This window comes from Mycobacterium asiaticum DSM 44297, from assembly GCF_000613245.1.
GTDB lineage: Bacteria > Actinomycetota > Actinomycetes > Mycobacteriales > Mycobacteriaceae > Mycobacterium > Mycobacterium asiaticum.
This window is the reverse complement of record NZ_HG964936.1, coordinates 624,112-643,380: the sequence shown is the minus strand read 5'-3', so window position 1 is coordinate 643,380 and position 19,269 is coordinate 624,112. Positions and strand designations below refer to the sequence as shown.

The 19,269-nt window shown below is 66.0% G+C and carries 19 protein-coding genes; 8 read left to right on the top strand and 11 right to left on the bottom strand.

The window, feature by feature from the left end; translation table 11 throughout:
* Window positions 1-49: 49 nt before the first annotated feature.
* A complete protein-coding gene (locus BN972_RS03110; protein WP_036352781.1) occupies window positions 50-1,396 on the bottom strand; it encodes a xylulokinase in 1,347 nt (448 codons plus the stop codon).
* A gap of 30 nt (window positions 1,397-1,426) precedes the next feature.
* Here BN972_RS03110 and BN972_RS03105 point away from each other — a divergent pair, with 30 nt between their 5' ends.
* Window positions 1,427-2,407, top strand: a complete 981-nt coding sequence (locus BN972_RS03105) for an NAD(P)-dependent oxidoreductase (RefSeq protein ID WP_036352779.1) — start codon at window positions 1,427-1,429, stop codon at window positions 2,405-2,407.
* Window positions 2,404-3,054: an L-fuculose-phosphate aldolase gene (locus BN972_RS03100; protein ID WP_036352776.1), complete on the top strand. Its 651-nt coding sequence runs from the start codon at window positions 2,404-2,406 to the stop codon at window positions 3,052-3,054. The genes BN972_RS03105 and BN972_RS03100 overlap by 4 nt, the downstream gene beginning before the upstream one ends.
* Window positions 3,055-3,250: 196 nt before the next feature.
* Here BN972_RS03100 and BN972_RS03095 read toward each other — a convergent pair whose 3' ends face one another.
* From BN972_RS03095 to BN972_RS03080, 4 genes are all read right to left on the bottom strand, one after another.
* Window positions 3,251-4,804, bottom strand: a complete 1,554-nt coding sequence (locus BN972_RS03095) for a GMC family oxidoreductase (protein WP_036352773.1) — start codon at window positions 4,802-4,804, stop codon at window positions 3,251-3,253.
* 56 nt (window positions 4,805-4,860) lie between these two features.
* Window positions 4,861-5,805 carry an SAM-dependent methyltransferase gene (locus BN972_RS27545; RefSeq protein ID WP_099050982.1) on the bottom strand — a complete coding sequence of 315 codons (945 nt, stop codon included), beginning with the start codon at window positions 5,803-5,805 and terminating at the stop codon, window positions 4,861-4,863.
* Between the two features lie 120 nt (window positions 5,806-5,925).
* The gene (locus tag BN972_RS03085) at window positions 5,926-6,714 is read right to left on the bottom strand and encodes an alpha/beta hydrolase (RefSeq protein WP_036352770.1); all 789 of its coding nucleotides are present in this window, start codon (window positions 6,712-6,714) and stop codon (window positions 5,926-5,928) included.
* A 33-nt stretch (window positions 6,715-6,747) separates the two neighbouring features.
* Window positions 6,748-8,241: a flavin-containing monooxygenase gene (locus tag BN972_RS03080; RefSeq protein ID WP_036352768.1), complete on the bottom strand. Its 1,494-nt coding sequence runs from the start codon at window positions 8,239-8,241 to the stop codon at window positions 6,748-6,750.
* A 153-nt stretch (window positions 8,242-8,394) separates the two neighbouring features.
* Between BN972_RS03080 and BN972_RS03075 the strand changes: the two genes are divergently transcribed.
* Entirely contained in the window at window positions 8,395-8,985 is a 591-nt protein-coding gene (locus BN972_RS03075; protein ID WP_036356380.1) for a TetR/AcrR family transcriptional regulator, read from the top strand.
* A 24-nt stretch (window positions 8,986-9,009) separates the two neighbouring features.
* On the opposite strand, the gene BN972_RS03070 is transcribed toward BN972_RS03075, so the two are convergent.
* Window positions 9,010-9,726, bottom strand: a complete 717-nt coding sequence (locus tag BN972_RS03070) for an SDR family oxidoreductase (protein WP_036352765.1) — start codon at window positions 9,724-9,726, stop codon at window positions 9,010-9,012.
* A 70-nt stretch (window positions 9,727-9,796) separates the two neighbouring features.
* Here BN972_RS03070 and BN972_RS03065 point away from each other — a divergent pair, with 70 nt between their 5' ends.
* On the top strand, window positions 9,797-10,693 hold the full coding sequence (locus BN972_RS03065) for a LysR family transcriptional regulator (protein ID WP_036352763.1): 897 nt from the start codon (window positions 9,797-9,799) through the stop codon (window positions 10,691-10,693).
* A gap of 11 nt (window positions 10,694-10,704) precedes the next feature.
* A complete protein-coding gene (locus BN972_RS03060; RefSeq protein ID WP_036352760.1) occupies window positions 10,705-11,613 on the top strand; it encodes an MBL fold metallo-hydrolase in 909 nt (302 codons plus the stop codon).
* Here BN972_RS03060 and BN972_RS03055 read toward each other — a convergent pair.
* Complete coding sequence (locus BN972_RS03055; protein WP_036352757.1) at window positions 11,610-12,836, bottom strand: cytochrome P450; 1,227 nt, start codon at window positions 12,834-12,836, stop codon at window positions 11,610-11,612. The two genes, BN972_RS03060 and BN972_RS03055, sit on opposite strands and share 4 nt — an antisense overlap.
* A complete protein-coding gene (locus tag BN972_RS03050) occupies window positions 12,833-13,390 on the bottom strand; it encodes a TetR/AcrR family transcriptional regulator (protein ID WP_051544996.1) in 558 nt (185 codons plus the stop codon). Before BN972_RS03050 ends, BN972_RS03055 begins: the two co-directional genes overlap by 4 nt.
* A gap of 52 nt (window positions 13,391-13,442) precedes the next feature.
* On the opposite strand from BN972_RS03050, the gene BN972_RS03045 reads away from it, so the two are divergent.
* Window positions 13,443-14,477: an NAD(P)H-dependent amine dehydrogenase family protein gene (locus BN972_RS03045; RefSeq protein WP_036352754.1), complete on the top strand. Its 1,035-nt coding sequence runs from the start codon at window positions 13,443-13,445 to the stop codon at window positions 14,475-14,477.
* A gap of 76 nt (window positions 14,478-14,553) precedes the next feature.
* On the opposite strand, the gene BN972_RS03040 is transcribed toward BN972_RS03045, so the two are convergent.
* The gene (locus BN972_RS03040; RefSeq protein ID WP_036352751.1) at window positions 14,554-15,411 is read right to left on the bottom strand and encodes a helix-turn-helix transcriptional regulator; all 858 of its coding nucleotides are present in this window, start codon (window positions 15,409-15,411) and stop codon (window positions 14,554-14,556) included.
* A 74-nt stretch (window positions 15,412-15,485) separates the two neighbouring features.
* Between BN972_RS03040 and BN972_RS03035 the strand changes: the two genes are divergently transcribed.
* Window positions 15,486-16,130 (top strand): class I SAM-dependent methyltransferase, encoded by a 645-nt coding sequence (locus BN972_RS03035; RefSeq protein ID WP_390176175.1) that lies wholly within the window; start codon window positions 15,486-15,488, stop codon window positions 16,128-16,130.
* Window positions 16,131-16,214: 84 nt separating this feature from the next.
* Here the strand turns inward: BN972_RS03035 and BN972_RS03030 are convergent, their stop codons facing one another.
* Together BN972_RS03030 and BN972_RS03025 are read right to left on the bottom strand one after the other, a co-directional pair.
* Window positions 16,215-17,447, bottom strand: a complete 1,233-nt coding sequence (locus BN972_RS03030; protein ID WP_036352746.1) for a zinc-dependent alcohol dehydrogenase — start codon at window positions 17,445-17,447, stop codon at window positions 16,215-16,217.
* On the bottom strand, window positions 17,444-18,199 hold the full coding sequence (locus BN972_RS03025) for an SDR family NAD(P)-dependent oxidoreductase (RefSeq protein ID WP_036356374.1): 756 nt from the start codon (window positions 18,197-18,199) through the stop codon (window positions 17,444-17,446). Before BN972_RS03025 ends, BN972_RS03030 begins: the two co-directional genes overlap by 4 nt.
* Before the next feature lie 110 nt (window positions 18,200-18,309).
* On the opposite strand from BN972_RS03025, the gene BN972_RS03020 reads away from it, so the two are divergent.
* The gene (locus BN972_RS03020) at window positions 18,310-19,263 is read left to right on the top strand and encodes a class I SAM-dependent methyltransferase (RefSeq protein WP_036352743.1); all 954 of its coding nucleotides are present in this window, start codon (window positions 18,310-18,312) and stop codon (window positions 19,261-19,263) included.
* Window positions 19,264-19,269: the final 6 nt, after the last annotated feature.

The following is a 19,269-nucleotide window of genomic DNA, read 5'->3' as shown; positions in this document are numbered from 1 at the left end:
CCTAGAACCACACACCGGGAAGCGCGCCACCCAGATGCTCGGCTGGTGGCTACGCCAACCGCGATCCGCTGAGTTCGAGAAATCGCCGATAGCGGTCCTTGACCGGGCCCATCCACTCGGGACGGGGTTCGACAAGGCGCTGCACCGACGCCCACCGCGCCGCGTCGGCAATGGTGGATTCCAGTCCGAGCGCCATCCGGCCCAAGAAAGCCGCGCCCAGCGCCGCACCTTCTGCCACCGCGGACAGCTCTACGGGCCGGGCAGTGACGTCGGCGATGGCCTGCATCCACGGCTGCACCCGGGTGCCGCCGCCGGAAGCGATGATGCGACGCACCGGCGTGCCACTCAGTTCCAGAATTTGCCGGACGACGAACGCGGACGCTTCGTAGGCGGCCCGGCGCAATGTGGCGGCGTCATGAGTGAGGTCCACCCCATCCAGCACCGCGCGCCGGTCGGGATCGTGGAACGGGGTCCGCTCGCCGCGGATGTAGGGCAACCACACTGGCACGCGTCGCGGATCAACCATCGTCGGATCAGACTGCGCGACAACGCGATCCACCCAGCCCAGGAACATCCCGCCGGCGTTGCTGGCCCCGCCGATCTGACTCTTGCCCGCGGCGGTGTGGGGGATAGTCCACAATCCTGGCACCTGCCGCGGCGCGGCGATCGTCGTCCAGACGATCAGCGTGGTGCCGCACAGCACCAGCACGTCGCCCCCCTGATCCGCACCCGCCACGATTTGCTCGCAGAGGGCGTCGATGGCGCCTGTCGCGAGCACTGCGCCCGAGCCCGGTACCCGACCGATCGGTGTGCCGAACGTTTCGACCCGCGGCATCTGCTCGACCCTGGCGCCGCAGTCGGCGCAGGCCGTGGCGTTCCACCCGGTCCCGTCGAACAACGGCAGGGAGGTGATGGCGGTGGCGAAGTCGATCACCGGTTCCCCCGCCAACGCGTGGTTGGCGACGGCGGGCGCCGGCCAGTACCCTGCCGCATCGGGCGCCTCGGCGGCCGTCCAGCGCAGGAACTCGGCCGCTTCGCCCACCGCGGGGAGCGGTTGGGCGGCGGCCTCGGGCACCCGGCCGCGCACATCGCCGTAGAGCAGTCCCGGCGTCAACGGATGCCCGTCGGAGTCGACGGCGGTCAGCGAGGGCACCATGGACGACACCGCGACCGCCTTAACCCTCGTGGTCGCAGGCAGATTCAGTCCCTCAAGCGCGGCTACCGGACCCCGTCGCCAGGCTTCGTCGGCGTCGTGCTCGAGCCGGTCGGGGGCCGGCACCCGGACCTGGTGCGGAATCCGTGCCCGCGCATGCACGCGACCGTTCTCGTCGGCGGCGACCGCCTTGGCCGCGGTGGTGCCGACGTCAATACCGATTGTGACGTCTACGCGTGACACGGGCGCAACGGTACGCCAGCATTGGCATTCGTGACGTCTCGACCACGCGCCCTGGTGACCGCTCCGCTGCGGGGACCGGGGTTTGCCAAGCTTCGGCAATTGGCCGATGTGATCTATGACCCTTGGATAGATCAGAGGCCGCTGCGCATCTACACGGCCGAACAGCTGGCCGAGCGGGTCTCCGCCGAAGGCGCCGATATCGTTGTGGTGGAGAGTGATTCGGTCAAGGGCCCGGTCTTCGAGCTCGGCCTGCGAGCCATCGCGTCCACCCGCGGCGACCCGAACAACGTCGACGTTCCCGGGGCCACGGCGGCCGGCATCCCGGTTTTGAACACACCGGCACGCAACGCCGACGCGGTCGCGGAGATGACGGTGGCGCTCTTGCTGGCCGCCACCCGACGCCTGCTGACCGCGGATGCGGATGTGCGCGGCGGCAACATGTTTCGGGACGGCACCATCCCGTATCAGCGTTTCCGGGGTTGGGAGATCGCCGGCCTCACCGCCGGATTGGTTGGCCTCGGCGCGGTCGGCCGGGCCACAGCGTGGCGATTGTCCGGATTGGGTCTGCGGGTCATCGCCCACGACCCTTACAACGACAAGGCCTCGCACGGTCTGGCCGAGTTGCTCACCGAAGCCGATGTCGTCTCGCTACACGCGCCCGTCACCGACGAGACCGTCGGGATGATCGGCACCGAACAGTTTGCCGCCATGCGCGACGGAGTCGTCTTCCTCAACACCGCACGAGCCCAGCTGCACGACACCGACGCGCTCGTCGAGGCGTTACGCAGCGGCAAGGTGGCCGCGGCCGGGCTGGACCACTTCGCCGGTGAATGGCTGCCCACCGACCATCCCCTGACCGAAATGGCCAACGTGGTCCTGACGCCGCACATCGGCGGAGCCACGTGGAACACTGAAGCGCGGCAGGCGCAGATGGTTGCCGACGATTTGGCGGCACTGCTGTCTGGTGGGACGCCCGCCCATATCGTCAACCCGGAGGTGCTGGGCTCGTGAAGTTTGTGGACAACGCCGAACATTCGGTGCTGGCGGCGGCCAAGGACATGCTGCGCCGTGGTCTGGTGGAAGGCACCGCCGGCAACATCTCGGCGCGGCGCTCGGACGGAAACCTGGTGATCACGCCGTCATCGGTCGACTATGCCGACATGGCGCTGGATGATCTCGTGCTGGTCGACCCGGAAGGCGCTGTGCTGCAAGCCAAGGACGGCCGCATGCCGTCGACGGAGATGCAGTTGCACCTGGCCTGCTATCACGCCTTCGACGACATCGGCAGCGTCATCCACAGCCACCCCGTCTGGGCCACCATGTTCGCGGCGGCACACCAGCCGATCCCGGCGTGCATCGATGAATTCGCGGTGTACTGCGGCGGTGACGTGCGGTGTGCCGAGTACGCCGCCTCCGGCACACCCGATGTCGGCACGAACGCGGTCAAGGCGCTTCAGGGTCGCGGCGCGGCCCTGATCGCCAACCACGGGCTGGTGGCGGTCGGTCCCCGGCCGGACAAAGCCCTGCACATCACCGCACTGGTCGAACGCACCGCCCAAATTGCTTGGGGCGCACGGGCGCTCGGTGGACCGGTGCCGGTGCCCGAGAAGGTCAACCGCAATTTCGCCGGGGTGTACACCTACCTGCGTGCCAACTGATTTGCGCCAGCTCGCCGACTGTAGGGAGCTGCCGAGCGTGAATCACGCGACGCTTCGTCGGCGTGTCGCGTCGCGAAATGCACACTCGGTCTGGGTCTCGAGCCCAGCGGGCGCCCGTTGAGCGCGGGCGGCGGGCGGCGCCAGCTCGCCGACTGTGCATTTCGCGACGCGACACGCCGCTACTACGTCGCCAAGTTCACGCTCGATGCTCGGCTTGGATGAATTCCGCGGCCCGTTCACCGATGACGACGCACGGCGCCATGGTGTTGGCGACTGTGATGCGCGGAAGGATGGACGCGTCGGCGACGCGCAGCCCTTCGACACCGTAGACCTTGAGGTGTCCGTCGACCACGGACATGGAATCGCGGCCCATCTTCGCCGTACCGCATTCGTGCCAATAGGTGGTGACTGCGTTGCGCAGAAAAGTCTCCAACTCGGCGCCCGTGAGGTCGCCCGGCATGACCTCGCGCGCGACGAAAGGACGAAGCTCCCGGGAGTTGCCGATCTCGCGCAGCATTTCGACACAAGCGATCGCTGTCTTGAGGTCCTCGGGGGCCGACAGTGCATTTGCTTCGATCCGGATGGGATCGGTCGGATCACCGCCGGACAGCCGAAGCCGACCCCGGCTCTTGGGGTGCGTGGGTGAACCGAACAAGGTCCAACTATTCTCTGGCAGGACGTATTTCGCGACGTTCTCCACGGTGGCCTTGGGGAAGGGTCCCATACATGCGAACAAGTCCGGCGCCTGGAGCTCCGTACCCCCCAAGTCCCAGAACAATGCCGAGGCCACCTGGGTGTTGCTCTGGATGGTCTCGGGAAACTCCCACACGCAGTCGAAACCGAAGTGGTCCTGAAGGTTGCGTCCCACGCCGGGCAGGTGTTGGCGGACGTCGACGCCCGCTCCACGCAATTCGTCTTCGTCGCCTATACCGGACTGCATCAGCACCTTGGGGGTGTGAATGGCACCGAGCGACAGTACGACCTCGGCTGCGGCTGCCACCCGATGAACCTCGCCGGCGTGGACGACCTCGACGCCGGTCACCCGGATGCCGTCGAAGATCAAGCGGGTGACCAGTGCGCGCGGCACCACGGTCAGGTTCGGCCGCTGCTGAGGCAGGGAGGTGTAGGTGCGAAACACCGATAGGCGCTTGTCGTCACGCCAGCGCAAGTCGGTGATGGCAGCGCCTCGGGTCTCCTCCATCAGTCGGCCGTTGGGGCTTGGGTAGGTCGGAATCCCTAGTGCCTTGGCCCCTTCCAATACCGCGGCGGCCAGGGGATGCGCGTCGGGGGCCGGCTGTACGAACACCGGTCCGCCCCTGCCCCGATGTTCGGGCTCACCGATGCCCTGCCAGTCCTCGATGCGGCGGTACAGCTCGAGGGTCGACTCGTATCCCCAGGCCGGCTCGCCGGATTCGGCAGCATAGTGTTCCCAATCGCTGCGGTGTCCTCGCGCCCAGACCATCAGGTTGATGCTGGAACCGCCGCCAAGCACTTTGCCCATTGAGAAAGGGATCGAGCGCCCGTACAGCTGCGGGTCCGGATCGGCCATGAAGCCCCAGTCAAGTTCGCTGCCGATGTTAGCCGGCCATTGCCATGCGTTGGTGACGCTAGGTACCTCGTCATTACCACCAGCCTCCAGCAGTAAGACTTTGATGTCAGAGCTCTCGGCCAACCGGCCGGCGATCACCGATCCTGACGACCCCGCCCCGCACACGATGACGTCGTATCGCGGCTCTAAAACTGTATCCACAAAAGTTCTCCTCACTGTTTCGGACACTTACAAGTACGGCGGAATTAGGTTTCGGTTCAAAGCGACTCGTAGGACTTCTGTCGGGTCACGCTCGACTTGGGCCCATCCCCTTTGATGCCGTCGAACAGAAAGATGTCTGGGCCGTCCGCCGTCGCGAACTGCGGTGGCACTTCGCGACGAGAAGCGCGGCCGAATTCGCCGACCGTCGTGCAGGTGCGGACCTCCCACCCGTGCGATGCGAGCCAATCTCCGGGCTCCTGGGCCAGCGGGTCGCTGGGAAATTCCCACGTCAGCAGGTCCCAGACCGCCTGGTCCATTTCGTCCAACAGTTCGTAGTTGACGTCCTCGAAGTTCCATTGGGCAGTGAAATACTCGCTGATGAAATGACTTCCGACGGCTGACAACGCTGAGACGCGGTCGAGCAGTCGATTGGCCTCCGCCTGGGTGAAGTACATCAGCAGCCCCTCTGCGATCCATAGCGTTCGTTGATCCGGTCGAAATCCCGCGGCCATCAGTGGGCCCGCGATCTCCTCGCGAAGATCGGCCGCTAGCGTCACTCGAGGGCAGCTGGGAACAAGGTTGTGCTGCAGCAGGATCCGTTCTTTAAAACCAAGCACCGACGCCTGGTCCATCTCGAATACGGTGGCCTCCCCGGGCAGCCCCAACCGAAATGCACGACCGTCGAATCCCGCGCCCAAGAGCACAATCTGTCGGCAACCCGCGTCGATCGCATTCAGCACACGGCTGTCGTAAAAGACCGTGCGGTGTGCGAAATAGAAGCTGAACAAGTTCCACAGACCCGACGAACCGTCATTGGTTGCCGGTCCCAGGCGCGGCAGTCGCTTGTGGGTTGCAGACCTGATCCCGTTCGCGGTCGTAACGACCGCCGCGGCAAGCGGATCGTCGAACATTCGGTCTTTCCGCAGCGACTCATGCGCGCGGCTGAACGCGGTCATCAGACCCGTCCACCCCACTCCCGTCGGAACCTCGTTCACATTCATCGGTCTTCCTTCGCATAATTGATATCGGGGAGAGGGTGAGCACCATTTGAAACCTGTTGTGCTTCACCGGCTGTGGGCACCCACGCGCGCACTCCCGCTGGGGCGCCAAACCGGGCGAGCTCAGAGCCCATGTTGACCAAGCCAAGACTCGATCGTCTCGGCCGCCGTATTCCATCCCGGCTCAAGCATGACGTCGTGCCCTGCGTGCGGGATGAACACTGGGGACGTCCGATAGGCCTCGGCGGTACGGCGGACATCGCCAGCCGAATAGAGCTGGTCGCCTGCCCCGCCCATGACAAGCATCGGTGAGTTGACCTTTCTCGTGTCCACCAGGTCGCCGGTCACCATGTCGAAAAACATGGCCCGCATGCTGTCCGGCTGAAGCCGCGCGGCGGTGGCCTCCACCAGATGGTCGGGGGCGCGGCTGCCAAAGAACAGCTCCCGGGTCCGCGCCGGGGATCCGCACAGGTCGGCGGGGCGGCCGGTTATCGCGAATTTCGTTGAACGCCACGGATGTCGGCGGAGCGAGCGGATCAGGGAGCGGAGCTGACCACGTGGCGGCGCCGAGGAGATCAGCACCGCGGCCGGCGCATCATGACTTTCCAGGTACTTCTGCACGACGAACCCGCCCATGGAATGCCCTACCGGCACCGGCAATCGCGGCAGCCGCTGCGCAACCGTGGCCACATCGCGGACGAACTCCGAAATGGAGCACTTCCGAACGGATTTCTCGACCGGACTCCCACCGTGTCCTCGCAGGCTGGGGGCCAAAACCCGGAACCCCCGGCCGGCGAAGAAATCAAGGAAGTACTCGTCCCAGCACCAGGCCCCGTGCCATGCACCATGCACGAATAACAAGGGGCACGGGTGCCTTTCGCTGGTCTCACCTTTGTCGATCACTTCCAGCACGCGGGGCCTCGCCTTCCTGCCGATGTCCGCAACTCACGGTGACGCCGGCGCGGCCGCGAGCCGATGACGCAAGACGTAATGGTCGGGGTCGAACCGCCGTGTTCTCCGCCGGTAGCTCAAGGTGCCGCCCGGCCACAGGTTGGTGTTGCGGCCGTTGGCGTTCAGATACCAACTCCTGCAGCCGCCGCTTGACCACACCGTTCCGACGCTGAGCCGATCCACTTCGGCCGTGTACGCCTCCTGGGCGTGGCGGGTCGGCTCGAGCGCGGCGACGGAGTGGGTGCGCGCATAACTGATGGTCGAGGCAATGTAGTTGGCCTGGGACTCGTACATGTACAGCACCGATGTGTGCCCGAGACCGGTGTTGGGGCCGGCGATCAGATAGCAGTTGGGAAACCCGGCGACCGTGATGCCCAGGTATGCGGTCGGATTGCCTGCCCACCTTTCCGCCATGCTCGTCCCGTCGACACCGCGGATACGGTCGGTCAACGGCAACCGATCGGTCTTGAACCCTGTCCCGAGAATTATTGTGTCGACCCGATGTTCGGCGCCGCTGTCGTCGACTATGCCGCCCGGGGTGATCTCGTGAATGCCCTCAGTGACCACTGTGACGTTGGGCTTGACGAGCGCGGACAGGTAATCGTCGGAGATGACTATGCGCTTGCAGCCCAATCGGTAATCGGGAAGCAGCTTTGCCCGTAGCTCGGGATCGCTGACCTGCGCGTAAAGATGTTTGCGGGCCAGGAACTCGGCCGGTTTCTGGAATACGGGATGACGGAAGCCGAGGAGAAGCTGCTCGCGCTTGAGGTAGAAGCGCAACCGCTGTAGCCGTTGCAGAGCGGGAAGGGTTTCCAACATCTGTTGCTTACGGGCACCGATCGCTCGGTCGTGCCGCGGTAAGACCCACGCGGGCGTTCGTTGAAATACCGTCATATGAGCGACGGTTGACTGTAGGGCTGGTATGAATTGCGCGGCCGACGCACCTGTTCCGATGACCGCGACGCGCTTGCCGGTCAAGTCGATCCCGTGGTCCCACCGGGCGGAGTGAAACAATGGGCCGGCAAAGCGGTCCATGCCGGGAAGCTGTGGAATGTTGGGCTCAGCAAGCGCCCCAGTGGCGACGACGATGTGTTTGGCGGTGCGCTCTCCCAGCACCGTCTGGATTCGCCAAAGCTGTTCGACGGGATCCCAATCCAGCCCTTCAACAGCACAATTCAGCAACAGGTGGGGCAACAAACCGAACCGTCGCACGACATCGCGCATGTAATTCCAGATCTCTGGCTGCTTGGCGAACCTGTTGCGCCACTGCGGGTTCAGCGCCGATGACAATGAGTACAACTGACACTGAATGTCGACGGCAGCGCCCGGATAGGTGTTGTCTCGCCACACGCCGCCGATGTCGGCGGCGCGATCCAGCACCACGAAGTTGTTGAATCCGGATTGCTGCAGCCGGATTGCCACGGCGAGTCCACCGAATCCGGCGCCGATTATGGCGATGTGGTTGTGAGAAAAAGCATTTGAGTTCAAGACGCCTCCAAGTGGGCTGGCAGGAGCAATTGCTTGGAATGTGAAGCAGAACCGATGCGGTACGCCGCCGGCTACTGACCTATGCTGATAAGCAGTGCTTACATTAGTCTGCGATGTATGCAGTGTCTACATGCTGGGAGTGTGACCTACCTCATGCCGAGTTCCACCTACCATCACGGCGACCTGCGCGCCGCATGTGTTCGTGCGGCGATCGAACTCCTGGAAGAAGACGGCACCACCGCCGGCCTGTCGCTGCGCGCGGTGGCACGCCGCGCCGGTGTGTCGCCCGGAGCGCCGTACCGCCACTATGAGGACCGCGACGCATTGGTCTCCGCGGTCGCCGCCGTCGGCTATCGAGAGCTGGCGGACTGCATGGCCGCCCCCAACCCCTCGCCAAATACCGCAGAGGATCTCGCGGAACTGGGCCTCGCCTACGTCGAGTTCGCGTTGCGCCGCCCCGCCTTGTTCCGGTTGATGTTCGGCGAGCCCTGCGAGCGGGAGAACAGCGAACGGGTTGCAGCAACGGCCGCAATCTGGCAGCTCGTCAGTGGCGCCGCCCGAGCGTGCTTCCCGGGCGCTGACGTCGAGGCCATGAGCAATTCCCTGTGGAGCCTCGTGCACGGTCTGGCCTTCCTGCACCTCGACGGCAAGTTCGACACCGCATCCCCGCGTGCGGTGTCCGACCGGGTGCGGGCCGCTATCCGCGGCATTACCACCGCTTCCTGCGCTGAATCCGCCAATTAATTGCGACGCCGCCACTACTGACACCTAGACAAGGACGCTGCCGCCGTCGACCTTGACCACTGTCCCGGTGGAGTAGGCCTGCTCGATGCAGTACAGGTAGGCCCGTGCCACTTCGTCGGCCTCCCCGATGCGGCGCAGCGGAATCCCCTGTGCCGCTTGGGTGAACATCTCCTCTCGGGCGGCAACATCCATGCTGTCCCACAGCGGCGAGCGCACCACCCCCGGCGCGACGGCGTTCACCCGTATCGGTGCCAGCTCGACCGCCAGGGCGGCGGTCAGCGCGTTCATCGCGCCACACAGGCTCACCGGCAGCGACCCGAATTCGGGTTGCTCACTGGCCGATCCGCTGGTCAACGTGATCGACCCGCCCGGGGGCAGGCGCGGGCCGAAGACCCGCACGGCGCTGCACACGCCGACGAAACGGGTCTGATAGAAGCCAAGGATCACCTCCGGTGTCAGCCCCGCCAGCGGGACCAGCTCCAGCGGCTCCCCCGCGGTGTAGACCAAATGCTCGACCGGTCCCACCTCGGCAGCGAGCCGCTCGATGGAGGGCGGGTCGGCGAGATCGACTGTGGCGCCGCGTGCGCCGGCGGGCAGCGCGGCCAGGGCGCGTTCGACGCTCGAGGCGCGGCGCGAGGCGACGATGGGTGTCGCGCCCTGCTCGGCGGCCGCCGCGGCCACGGCAAGCCCGATACCCGATGTCCCGCCGATGACCAGGACGCGTTGGTTGCGCAAGCTCATGCATCCAGAGTCGAGCTGGACGCTTCGTTCGTCCAAGACTCTTTTCGTCCGGTCGCGATACCCTTTGGGTATGACCTCCGCCGACCTGGACATGCGCAAGCTGCGCTACTTCGTCGCAGTGGCGGAGGAACTCAATTTCGGCCGCGCGGCGGCACGCCTGCACATCGCCCAGCCGGTGCTGTCACGCCAGATCCGCTCGCTCGAGCGCGAGTTGGGCGTCAAGTTGCTCAATCGGGACACCCGTGGCACCACGCTGACCGCCGCCGGGTCGCGGCTGTTCGAAGACGGCCGGTTCCTGCTCACGGAGGTCCAGGCATTGCGGCAGCGGCTGTCGCGCACCGAAGCCCCCGCCGTCGTGGTCACCGTCGGTGTGTTGCCCGGCCTGCTGGCGACCGCGGCGGCGCGCGCGTTCGAGGCGGTCGATCCGGCGCGGCGGGTGGTGATCCTGCCAGTGAACTGGAGTGACCAAGCGGAGGTGATCCGCCGCGGCGATGCGCAGGTGGTCTACGCCCGTTCTCCATTCGACCTTTCCGGACTGGCGACCGCGCCGCTGCTGGACGAACCCCGCGACGTGGTGCTGCCCGCCGACGACCCGCTGGCCGCGCAGCGATCGGTATCGCTGGCGGACCTGGCGTCGCGACGTCTGCTGCAAGACCCGGCATCGGTACCCGAGTGGTACGCGGTCGCCGGCCCCGAACTACGCCGCCAGGCTGTGCAGTCATCGGTCAGCGGGGTCGAGCAGAAGCTCGAAAAGGTTGCCGCGCGAGCAGGTTTCGCGGTGCTGCCCCGCTCGACGGCGAACTCCTACCGGCGGCCCGACCTGCGGGTGCTGCCGGCTGACGGCCTCGCGCCCAGCCAGGTGGTGCTGGCGTGGGACGGCACGGTGGCGGATGCGGCTCGCGACGAATTCATCACGGCCGCGCTGGCGTGCGCCGGACAGACGATCGATCCGGCCGCACACGCATAACATAAGTGCCGATGAACCTCGGCCGTGCCACCCTCACGCGGGTGGTGGAGTTGCGCTTCGACCTGCCCGCCCGTGTCTTCCCCGCTACACCGCCGGCGGGCTGGCACGAGAACTCCGATTTGCTGGTACCCGATTTCCTCGATCCCGGTACCGGGAAGTGTCATATCGCGATTCAAAGCTGGGTGGTCGAAGTGGACGGGCTCACCGTGGTGGTGGACACCGGCGTCGGCAATGACCGCACTCGTCCCCAGATGCCGCCGCTGGAGCATCTGAACACCGCATTCCTGACTACCCTGCACCAGGCGGGCATCGACCGAAATGCCGTCGACGTGGTGGTCAACACCCACGTCCACTCCGACCATGTGGGGTGGAACACTTTGCTGGACAACGGAGTTTGGGTCCCGACGTTCCCCAACGCTCGGTACCTGGTGCCCGCACTCGATTACCGGCATTTCGAACCGGACGGTCGTGCGGCCCGACACCCGCCGCGCACCGCGGAGGAGGAACTCGCCCAGCAAGCTGACCGCCTGGTGTTCGAGGACAGCGTCTCGCCGATCGAGGGCTCGGGACAACTTGTCCAGTGGACGGACGACTACCAAATCAGCCCATCGCTGCGGCTGCGGCCTGCGCCCGGCCACACCCCGGGTTCCTCGGTGCTGTGGTTGGATGCGGGCGAGCCGGCGATCTTCGTCGGCGACCTCACCCACAGCCCCCTGCAGGTGCGCCGGCCCTTCGACGCCTGCGCCTTTGACGTCGACGCATCCGCGGCCGCGGAAACCCGGCACCGCATCTTCACCGAATCCGTCCACGCCGGAGCCGCTGTCATCCCCGCTCACTATCCCGGCCACGGCGGCGCGAAGCTGCGCGCACAAGGAGACGCATTCGACGTCGACCGCTGGCTGGACCTAGAACCGCTCTAACTGAGTCCGATCGGCAGCGACTCGTAAACCGTCATGTTGTTGCACAGGTTGGGCAGCTGCAGTTGTGGCTCGCCGAGTTCGATCGTATTGGTGTGCAACAGGATTTCGTCCAGCGCCGCTCGAACCTCGGCGCGGGCCAGCATCGCACCCAGGCAATGATGGGCACCCCCGCCACCGAACGACTGGTGCGGGTTGGGATCCCGACGAATGTCGAAGCCGTACGGATCGGCGAAGACGTCCTCGTCGCGGTTGGCCGAACGCAGCATCGTGACCACGCGCGCGCCCTCGGGGATCAACACATCCCCGAGCCGCACCTCCTTGGTGGCCCCCCGCACCCAGAAGATGATCGGGGTGGAATAGCGGATTACCTCCTCGACTGCGGTGGGACGCGATTGTGGGTCGGACCGATAGATTTCGATCTGGTCCGGGTTGGCCACGAAGGCGCGGATGCCGTCGCACAAGGCATTTCGGGTGGTGTCGGCGCCGGCCAGGCCGAGGATGAAGAAGAAGATCTCCAGTTCGTTGGCCGGCAGCAGGAAGCTCTCGCCCGACTCTGAGGTGATCTCGGTCGTGCACAACGCGCTCCAGATGTCGTCGACCGGATGTGCCCGCTTGCGCGCCGTCAACTCGCTGGCGTATTGGAACAGCTCCATGAACGGCATCAGCTCCTCGCCGTCGGGAACCGACATCTGCGCCCCGGCGCTCTTCAATACCCGCTCGATCAGGCCGAATACCCGCGGCCGGTCCTCCTCGGGGATGCCTACGATGTCACCGATCACCGAGATCGGCAGCCCCGCGGCGAGGTCGACGAACTCACCACCACCGTTGCTTCGCAGCGCGCCGGCCATCGCCGCGGCCCGGGCCCGAATTCCGTCCTCTAACTTGGCTATCGCGCGCGGCGTGAAGGCTCGCGTGATGACTCGTCGGCGAATGGTGTGATCCGGCGGGTCGAGGCTGACGATGGCCGGGTAGGCGTCGAACAGCGGAACGTCCTGGATGAGAGGACCCCGGGTGGCGGTGAATGATTCATAGTCGCGATGCACCCGGGCCACGTCGGCGTGCTTGGTGCACACCCAGAACTCGCGGCCCACGGCCGACTTGACGTCGGTGGTGAGTTGCTGATGAAACACCGGCGTACGGGCCCGCAACTGCGCGAACAGGTCCTCCGGAAAGGACGACGCCCAAATCTCGGGATGAGCCAGATCGATTGTGGTTTCCGTCATTTGATTTCCCTGCGCAGTCCGTTCAGAATCACCCGCAACCCATAGCTGAACGTCCGGTCGCCGAGGGCACCGAGGTGCGCGAGCTGCACCGAACCCAGCAGGTGTACGTAGAGGGTGGCATGGGCGGCCTCGAAATCTTCGGTCGGCAAGCCGGATTGGTGCAATATGCTGCGGGAGGCGCGGTCCATCTCGGTGGCCGCGGCGGTGTGCGGGTGTTCCTGGAGCAGGCCCGCGATGCCCGGGACCTCGACGAGTACCTTGAAGGCGCTGGTGTAGAGCGCAACCAGTTTCGACTCCCAGTCACCTTCCTGAGGCACTTCGATCTGCGCCAGCACCGATTCGATCAGCAGGTCGAGCAGTTCGCGTTTGTCGCGTACGTGGTAGTACACCGACGACGGACGGGTGCCCGCCTCTGCCGCCAGGGCGCGAATCGTCACCTGCTTCACGCCCACGCGTCTGGCCATCTGCCACAAGTGCTTGGTCAGGTGCGCGCGGTCCAGTGCGCCGTACCGCAGCACCGGCGTTTCCAATTCAGCAACCCCTGTTTCGAACATCGTTCTGATTAGAACAATGTTCGACAAGGGCTGTCAACGGTTACGGTGAGCTATGCGGCGCTACCGGGTGGTGCAATGGTCGACCGGCAACATCGGCAGCCGGGCACTCGAGATGCTGCTCGACCGTGCCGACATCGAGGTCGTCGGTGTACATGCTTTCGGCCCGCACAAGGTGGGTCGTGATATCGGCGAGCTGGTGGACCGCGAGCCGCTTGGCCCCGTCGCCACCGACGAAGTGCGGGCCTTGCTCGATCTCGCCCCGGACTGCGTCTGCTACATGCCGCGCGCCATCGACTACGAGCTGGTGGCCGACCTGCTGCGCCGGGGCATCAACGTGGTCACCACCGGCGACTTCCTCACCGGCACCCACCACCCAGTCGAGCGGGCCGCGTTGGACGCCGCGGCACAACAGGGGCGGTCGACCTTTCTGGGGACCGGATTCGAACCGGGCTTCATCAACGTCCTGGCCGGCTTTCTCACTGGAGCGTGCCGTCAGGTACGCAACGTCAAGCTGGTGGAGACGTTGGACTGCTCCACCTACCCGGTGCACGACGCGTGGCGGGTGCTCGGATTCGGCAAGCCACCTCGGCAGCGGGTGTCATCGATCGACCCTGCCCGGCAACGTTACGGCCTGGGGTACTTCGAGACGCTGGACATGGTGGCGGCCATGCTGGGCATCGAGCTCGATGGCACCGAGGCATTTGTCGAAAATGCTGTTCTGACAACAGACTTGAACCTTGGCTGGGCGCAGTATGCCGCCGGCACCGTCGGTGGTCAGCGCCGAACCTACCGCGGCTTGTCCGGTGGCGTTGGCATGGTGGAGCTGGCCATCTGCTGGACCATGAGCGACGACGCGCTCGAACCACAGTGGACCGACCCCGAGGGGTTCCGCGTGGTGATCGACGGCGAACCCTACGTCGACGCGATCATCCGGTTCGGCCGCCCCGGCCAGGACGTGATGACGGTGTTGATGGACAGCACCGCGGTCGCGGCGGTCAACGCCATCCCGTTCGTATGCGAGGCCTCGCCGGGTGTTATCACCCCGACCGACCTGCCGATTACCGGCTCTGCCGGGCGGCGGAGCTAGCCCTCGCGCACCGAAGGTGAAACTCCCGACGCGACACGCGGCGGACGCGTCGAGGTATTCACACTCGGCGGTGAGATCACCCATCCCGCGCTTGCCGCGCACGCCACTGGCGGGGCGAGCCTCCGTGGGTCCGGCTGAACAATCGACTGAAATACCCGGGATCGACGATGCCGACCCGCCTGGCCACCTCACCGACGGGAAGATCGGTCTCCGTCAACAGTTCGCGCGCTTCGGCCATCCGGCGTTCGATGATCCACTCCTGCACCGTGCGTCCGGTGCGACGGCGCACCACCGTGGTGAGGTGTCCGGGTGTCATGCCCACCTCACCGGCGACGTCGCGCAGCGATAGCGGCTCACCGTGACGCCGGTCGATCACCTCGAACACCTCCGCCAGCAGCGGCTCCCCGCTACGCCGCAGATCGGCCACAACGTCGCGGGCCAGCCGCGCCAGTTCGATTAACAGCAGGGTCAAATGCGCCAGCGCGGCCTGCCGATAGCCCGGCCGACGCTCGGTCAACTCCGTTTCAATCGATCGGATCGTGACATCCCACGCCGTTCGCCGGGCCACCGGCACTTCCAGCGCCAGCACGCCACCCGACTGCCCGTGCAGGAATGGGAAAAGTAGCGGGTGGGTTTGCCACGCCGGCCACAGAGACCGCGCATCCTCGCCAAGCGCGGCCGGGTCGAAGAACACCGCGACCCCGTCTTCCGCGGGAACCACCTGGCTTGGATCCAGCACCTTGCCTGGCGCTGCCACGTACACCATTCCCGTGGGGCCGACGTACCAGAGCGCGGGAAAGTCGTGGATGTGCGGCCGGGGTTCGACGAGTTCGTCGTGCCGGGCGACCGACACCGGAGGAGTGTCTGGGCCGGTCCGATACCGATAAACGGGTACGCCGCCGCGGTGCTGGACAAGTCGGGCCGGTTGAGTCACATGGCCAAAAATAGTCCTAATTTTGACGACGATCACCCAATTGGTCAGTCGAACAGTGGCTCAGCATGGAAGGTATGACCAAACATCATCCGCATGACTACCTGCCGGCCACCGGACACGACGCGTTCCTGCCGGCCTACGACCTGATCGCGCGCCTGATGGGTTTCAAGAGCGTCTACCAGCGACTCGTCACCCAAGCCGATATCGCGGACGGTCACCGAGTATTGGAAATCGGTTGCGGGACCGGCAATCTGGCGCTGGAAGTCAAGCGTGCTCGCCCCTCGGCGGACGTCATCGGCTCCGATCCCGACCCACGGATACTGGAAGCGGCGAAGCGAAAAGCCGCGGGGCTGAGCGGGATTCGCTTCGAACAGGGCTATGCCCAACGCCTCCCCTATGCCGACGGCGAGTTCGACCGGGTGCTGTCGTCGATGATGCTGCACCATCTGGACAGTGAGGCAAAGACCGCCGCGGCCGCAGAGATCTACCGGGTGTTGCGTCCCGGCGGCCGGCTGCACCTGGTGGACATCGGCGGCGACGCGCACAGCCCAGGCGTGATGTCGCGGCTGATACGGCGCAACCGTCACGCGGCCGGCAACTTCGGCGACGCGATCCCGCGGTTGCTGCGCGACGCGGGATTCGACTGCACCGAACTCGCCAGCCACCGACAACGGATCGTCGGGCAGCTGAGCTACTACCAGGCGACGCGTCCGGCGTAACTTCCGGCCGCGAGTGTGCGCAGCTGGTCAGCGACACGCCGCAGCCAGCGGCATTGCATGCACGCTCGTGCGGGTGTGGGGCGCTCAACGCTGGTCGATCGCCACCTTGACCGCGCCGCTCGCGCCCTGGTCGGCTATTGCCAGAAATGCCTCCCGCCACTGCTCCAACCGGAAGGTATGCGTGAGCATGGGCCGCAGATCGATGCGGCCCGCCGACACCAGATCGAGGTAGTGCTCGATGGCATGCTCGCGCCGACCGTCGACTTCCTCGACGCCGAAGGCGTTGGAGCCGACCCAGCTGATCTCCTTGAAATACAGCGGGCTCCACTCCCACCGGCCGGGCGCATGCACCCCGGCCTTGACCAGCGTCCCCCGGGCCCGCAACACCCGCACCCCGACCTCGAACGTCTCCGGCTTGCCGACCGTGTCGTAGACGACGTCGACGGCACCGGGATAGGCCATCGGCAAGCCCAGTAACGGCTGGCGTAACCGGCCGCCGCCCCAGGCCACGAGCTCCTCTATGAGAGCCGACCGCGGTTCGTGCGCAAGCACTTTGGCGGCACCGAACCGTCGGGCCAGCTCGGCCTGAGCTTCGAACCGTGCCACTACCGCCACCGCCACATCCGGGTACAGGGCGCGCAGGATGGCAACCGCGCATAAGCCGAGCGAACCGGCGCCGTATACCAAAGCCCGACCCGAACGGGGCGGCGGATGGCGGGTGATCGCATGCAGGGACACCGAGAACGGGTCGGCGAACACCGCGGCCTCGTCCGGCATCGAATCCGGAACGGGAAAGAGCATGCTGTCGTGTGCCGGCATCAACTCGGCGTATCCGCCGGTGACATCGGCCGACACCCCGGTGTGAATCCCGGGCTTGATGTCACCGTCGGTGAAGCTCCAGCACAGGCTGTAGTCTCCGCTGTCACAGGCGGGACAGGCCGGGGCGATGCCACGGGGCCCGCAGGACAGCCACGGGTTGAGCACCACCCGCTGCCCCGCCTCGAGGCCCCGGGCCTGCGGCCCCAGCTCGACCACCTCGGCGACCACCTCGTGGCCCATCACCTGCGGGAACGAGCAGAACGCGGCCAGGGCGTTGTCGGCATCGTCCGCACCGAAATCCAGCAGAATCTGCTTGGAGTCCGACCCGCAGATGCCAGTCAACAGCGGCCGGGTGATCACCCAATCCTCATGTAGCAGAACCGGATCCGGCACATGACGCAATGCCGTGGGGGTGCGAGCCAGGTTCTGTACCAGCGGACCCGCGCGCTCGGGAACCGCGACGTCCCCGGGGGGCACCCCGTAAACCAGCGCTCTCATTGCTGTGCCATGCCGGCGATGAACGCATCGAGGTCCGCGTTCTTCGCATCGACCACAGCCTTCAGATCAGGCAGAAAGTGCTCGAAGCGCTCATTGCCCAGCGCCGCGATGATTCCCGCCGCGGCCTCCTCAGGAGCCAGCTTCGGGCCCTGGTAGCGGGGTGGGTCGTTTTCTGGACGATCCCAGATCTCGGTGTCGACGGGACCAAACTGAATCAGCTTCACCGAGACGCCGGTACCCGCCAGGTCCATCGCCATGGTTTCACTCCACCCCGACAGGGCGAACTTGCTTGCGCAATAGGCTGATTCGTTGACGATACCCAGTCGTCCCGCGACACTGGCGACGTTGACGACGACACCCGAGCGGCGCGCCAGCATGCGCGGCAGTAGCGCCAGCGTCAGCCGCATCGGCGCGAAGAAGTTCACCCGCATCACGCCCTCGACCTCGTCGGGTTTGAGCGCAGTCACGGCCCGGCGCTTCGGCACCGCCGCGTTGTTCACCAACACGTCGATGCCGCCCAACGCATGCCACGCCTGCAAAGCCAACCGGCTGGCCGCCACGCCATCCGCGAGGTCGGCGACCCACATCACCGACTCGGGCGAGGTCGCGCGGCAGTCGGCAAGGACGTCGGCCAGCCGGTCTTCCCGGCGGGCGATCAGGCCCACCACCGCCCCCTGCGCCGCTACTTCCCTCGCCAGAGCCGCGCCGACACCCGATGAAGCCCCAGTGATGAGCACTCGCTTGCCTGCCAGAGTCATGGCTTACAGGTTGCCGTTAAGCCGGCCGACCCGCAGCCACTTTGCCGTCCAAAGTTTGTTACGTTGGCTAAAGATCAACGGCTACTTGGCGAATGAGGCACTGCATGACGTCCTCCGGTTCCACACGATACGAGGGAGACAGCTGGGATCTGGCGTCTAGCGTCGGGGTGACCGCGACCATGGTTGCGGCCGCGCGCGCAATGGCAACCCGCGCCGAGAACCCGCTGATCGACGACCCGTTCGCCGAGCCATTGGTACGGGCCGTCGGCATCGATGTGCTCGCCCGGCTGGCGACCGGTGAACTCAGCGCGGCCGACCTCGACGACGACCCCGAGCGCCCCTTCAGGGCGGTGGCCACCGCCGCCGACAACATGGCCGTCCGCACCAAGTTCTTCGACGATTTCTTTCTGGATGCGGCCCGCGCCGGTATCACCCAAGCCGTGATCCTGGCCGCAGGACTGGACTCGCGCGCGTACCGGCTGCCCTGGCCGGCGCGGACCGTCGTTTACGAAGTCGACCAACCGCAAGTCGTGGAGTTCAAGTCACGCACCATGGCCGAGTTGGGTGCCGAACCGACCGCGGACCGCCGCGCGGTGGCTACCGACCTGCGCGACGACTGGCCCGCCGCTTTGCGGGCAGCGGGCTTCGACCCCGCCCTGCCTACCGCGTGGAGTGCCGAAGGCTTGCTTGGCTATTTGCCGCCGGATGCCCAGGACCGTTTGCTGGACACCGTGACCCGGCTCAGCGCGCTGGGCAGCAGGATCGCCAGCGAAAGCATGAACAGGGTCGACGAGGGGGACGAGGACCGGTTGCGGGCGCGCATGCGGACCGTCTCGGAGCGTTGGCGAGCGCACGGGCTCGATCTGGATATGACCGCGCTCGTATACTTCGGTGACCGTAACGAGGCCGCGGCCTACCTGACCGACCGCGGTTGGCTGATGACCAGCATCCCGCTGCCGGAACTGCGTGCGATCAACGGACTTTCACCACAGGTCGAGGAAGACGTACCCGCGGTGGAGATGTTGTACATCAGCGGGACGCTGTACAAGACACACTGAGTAGAC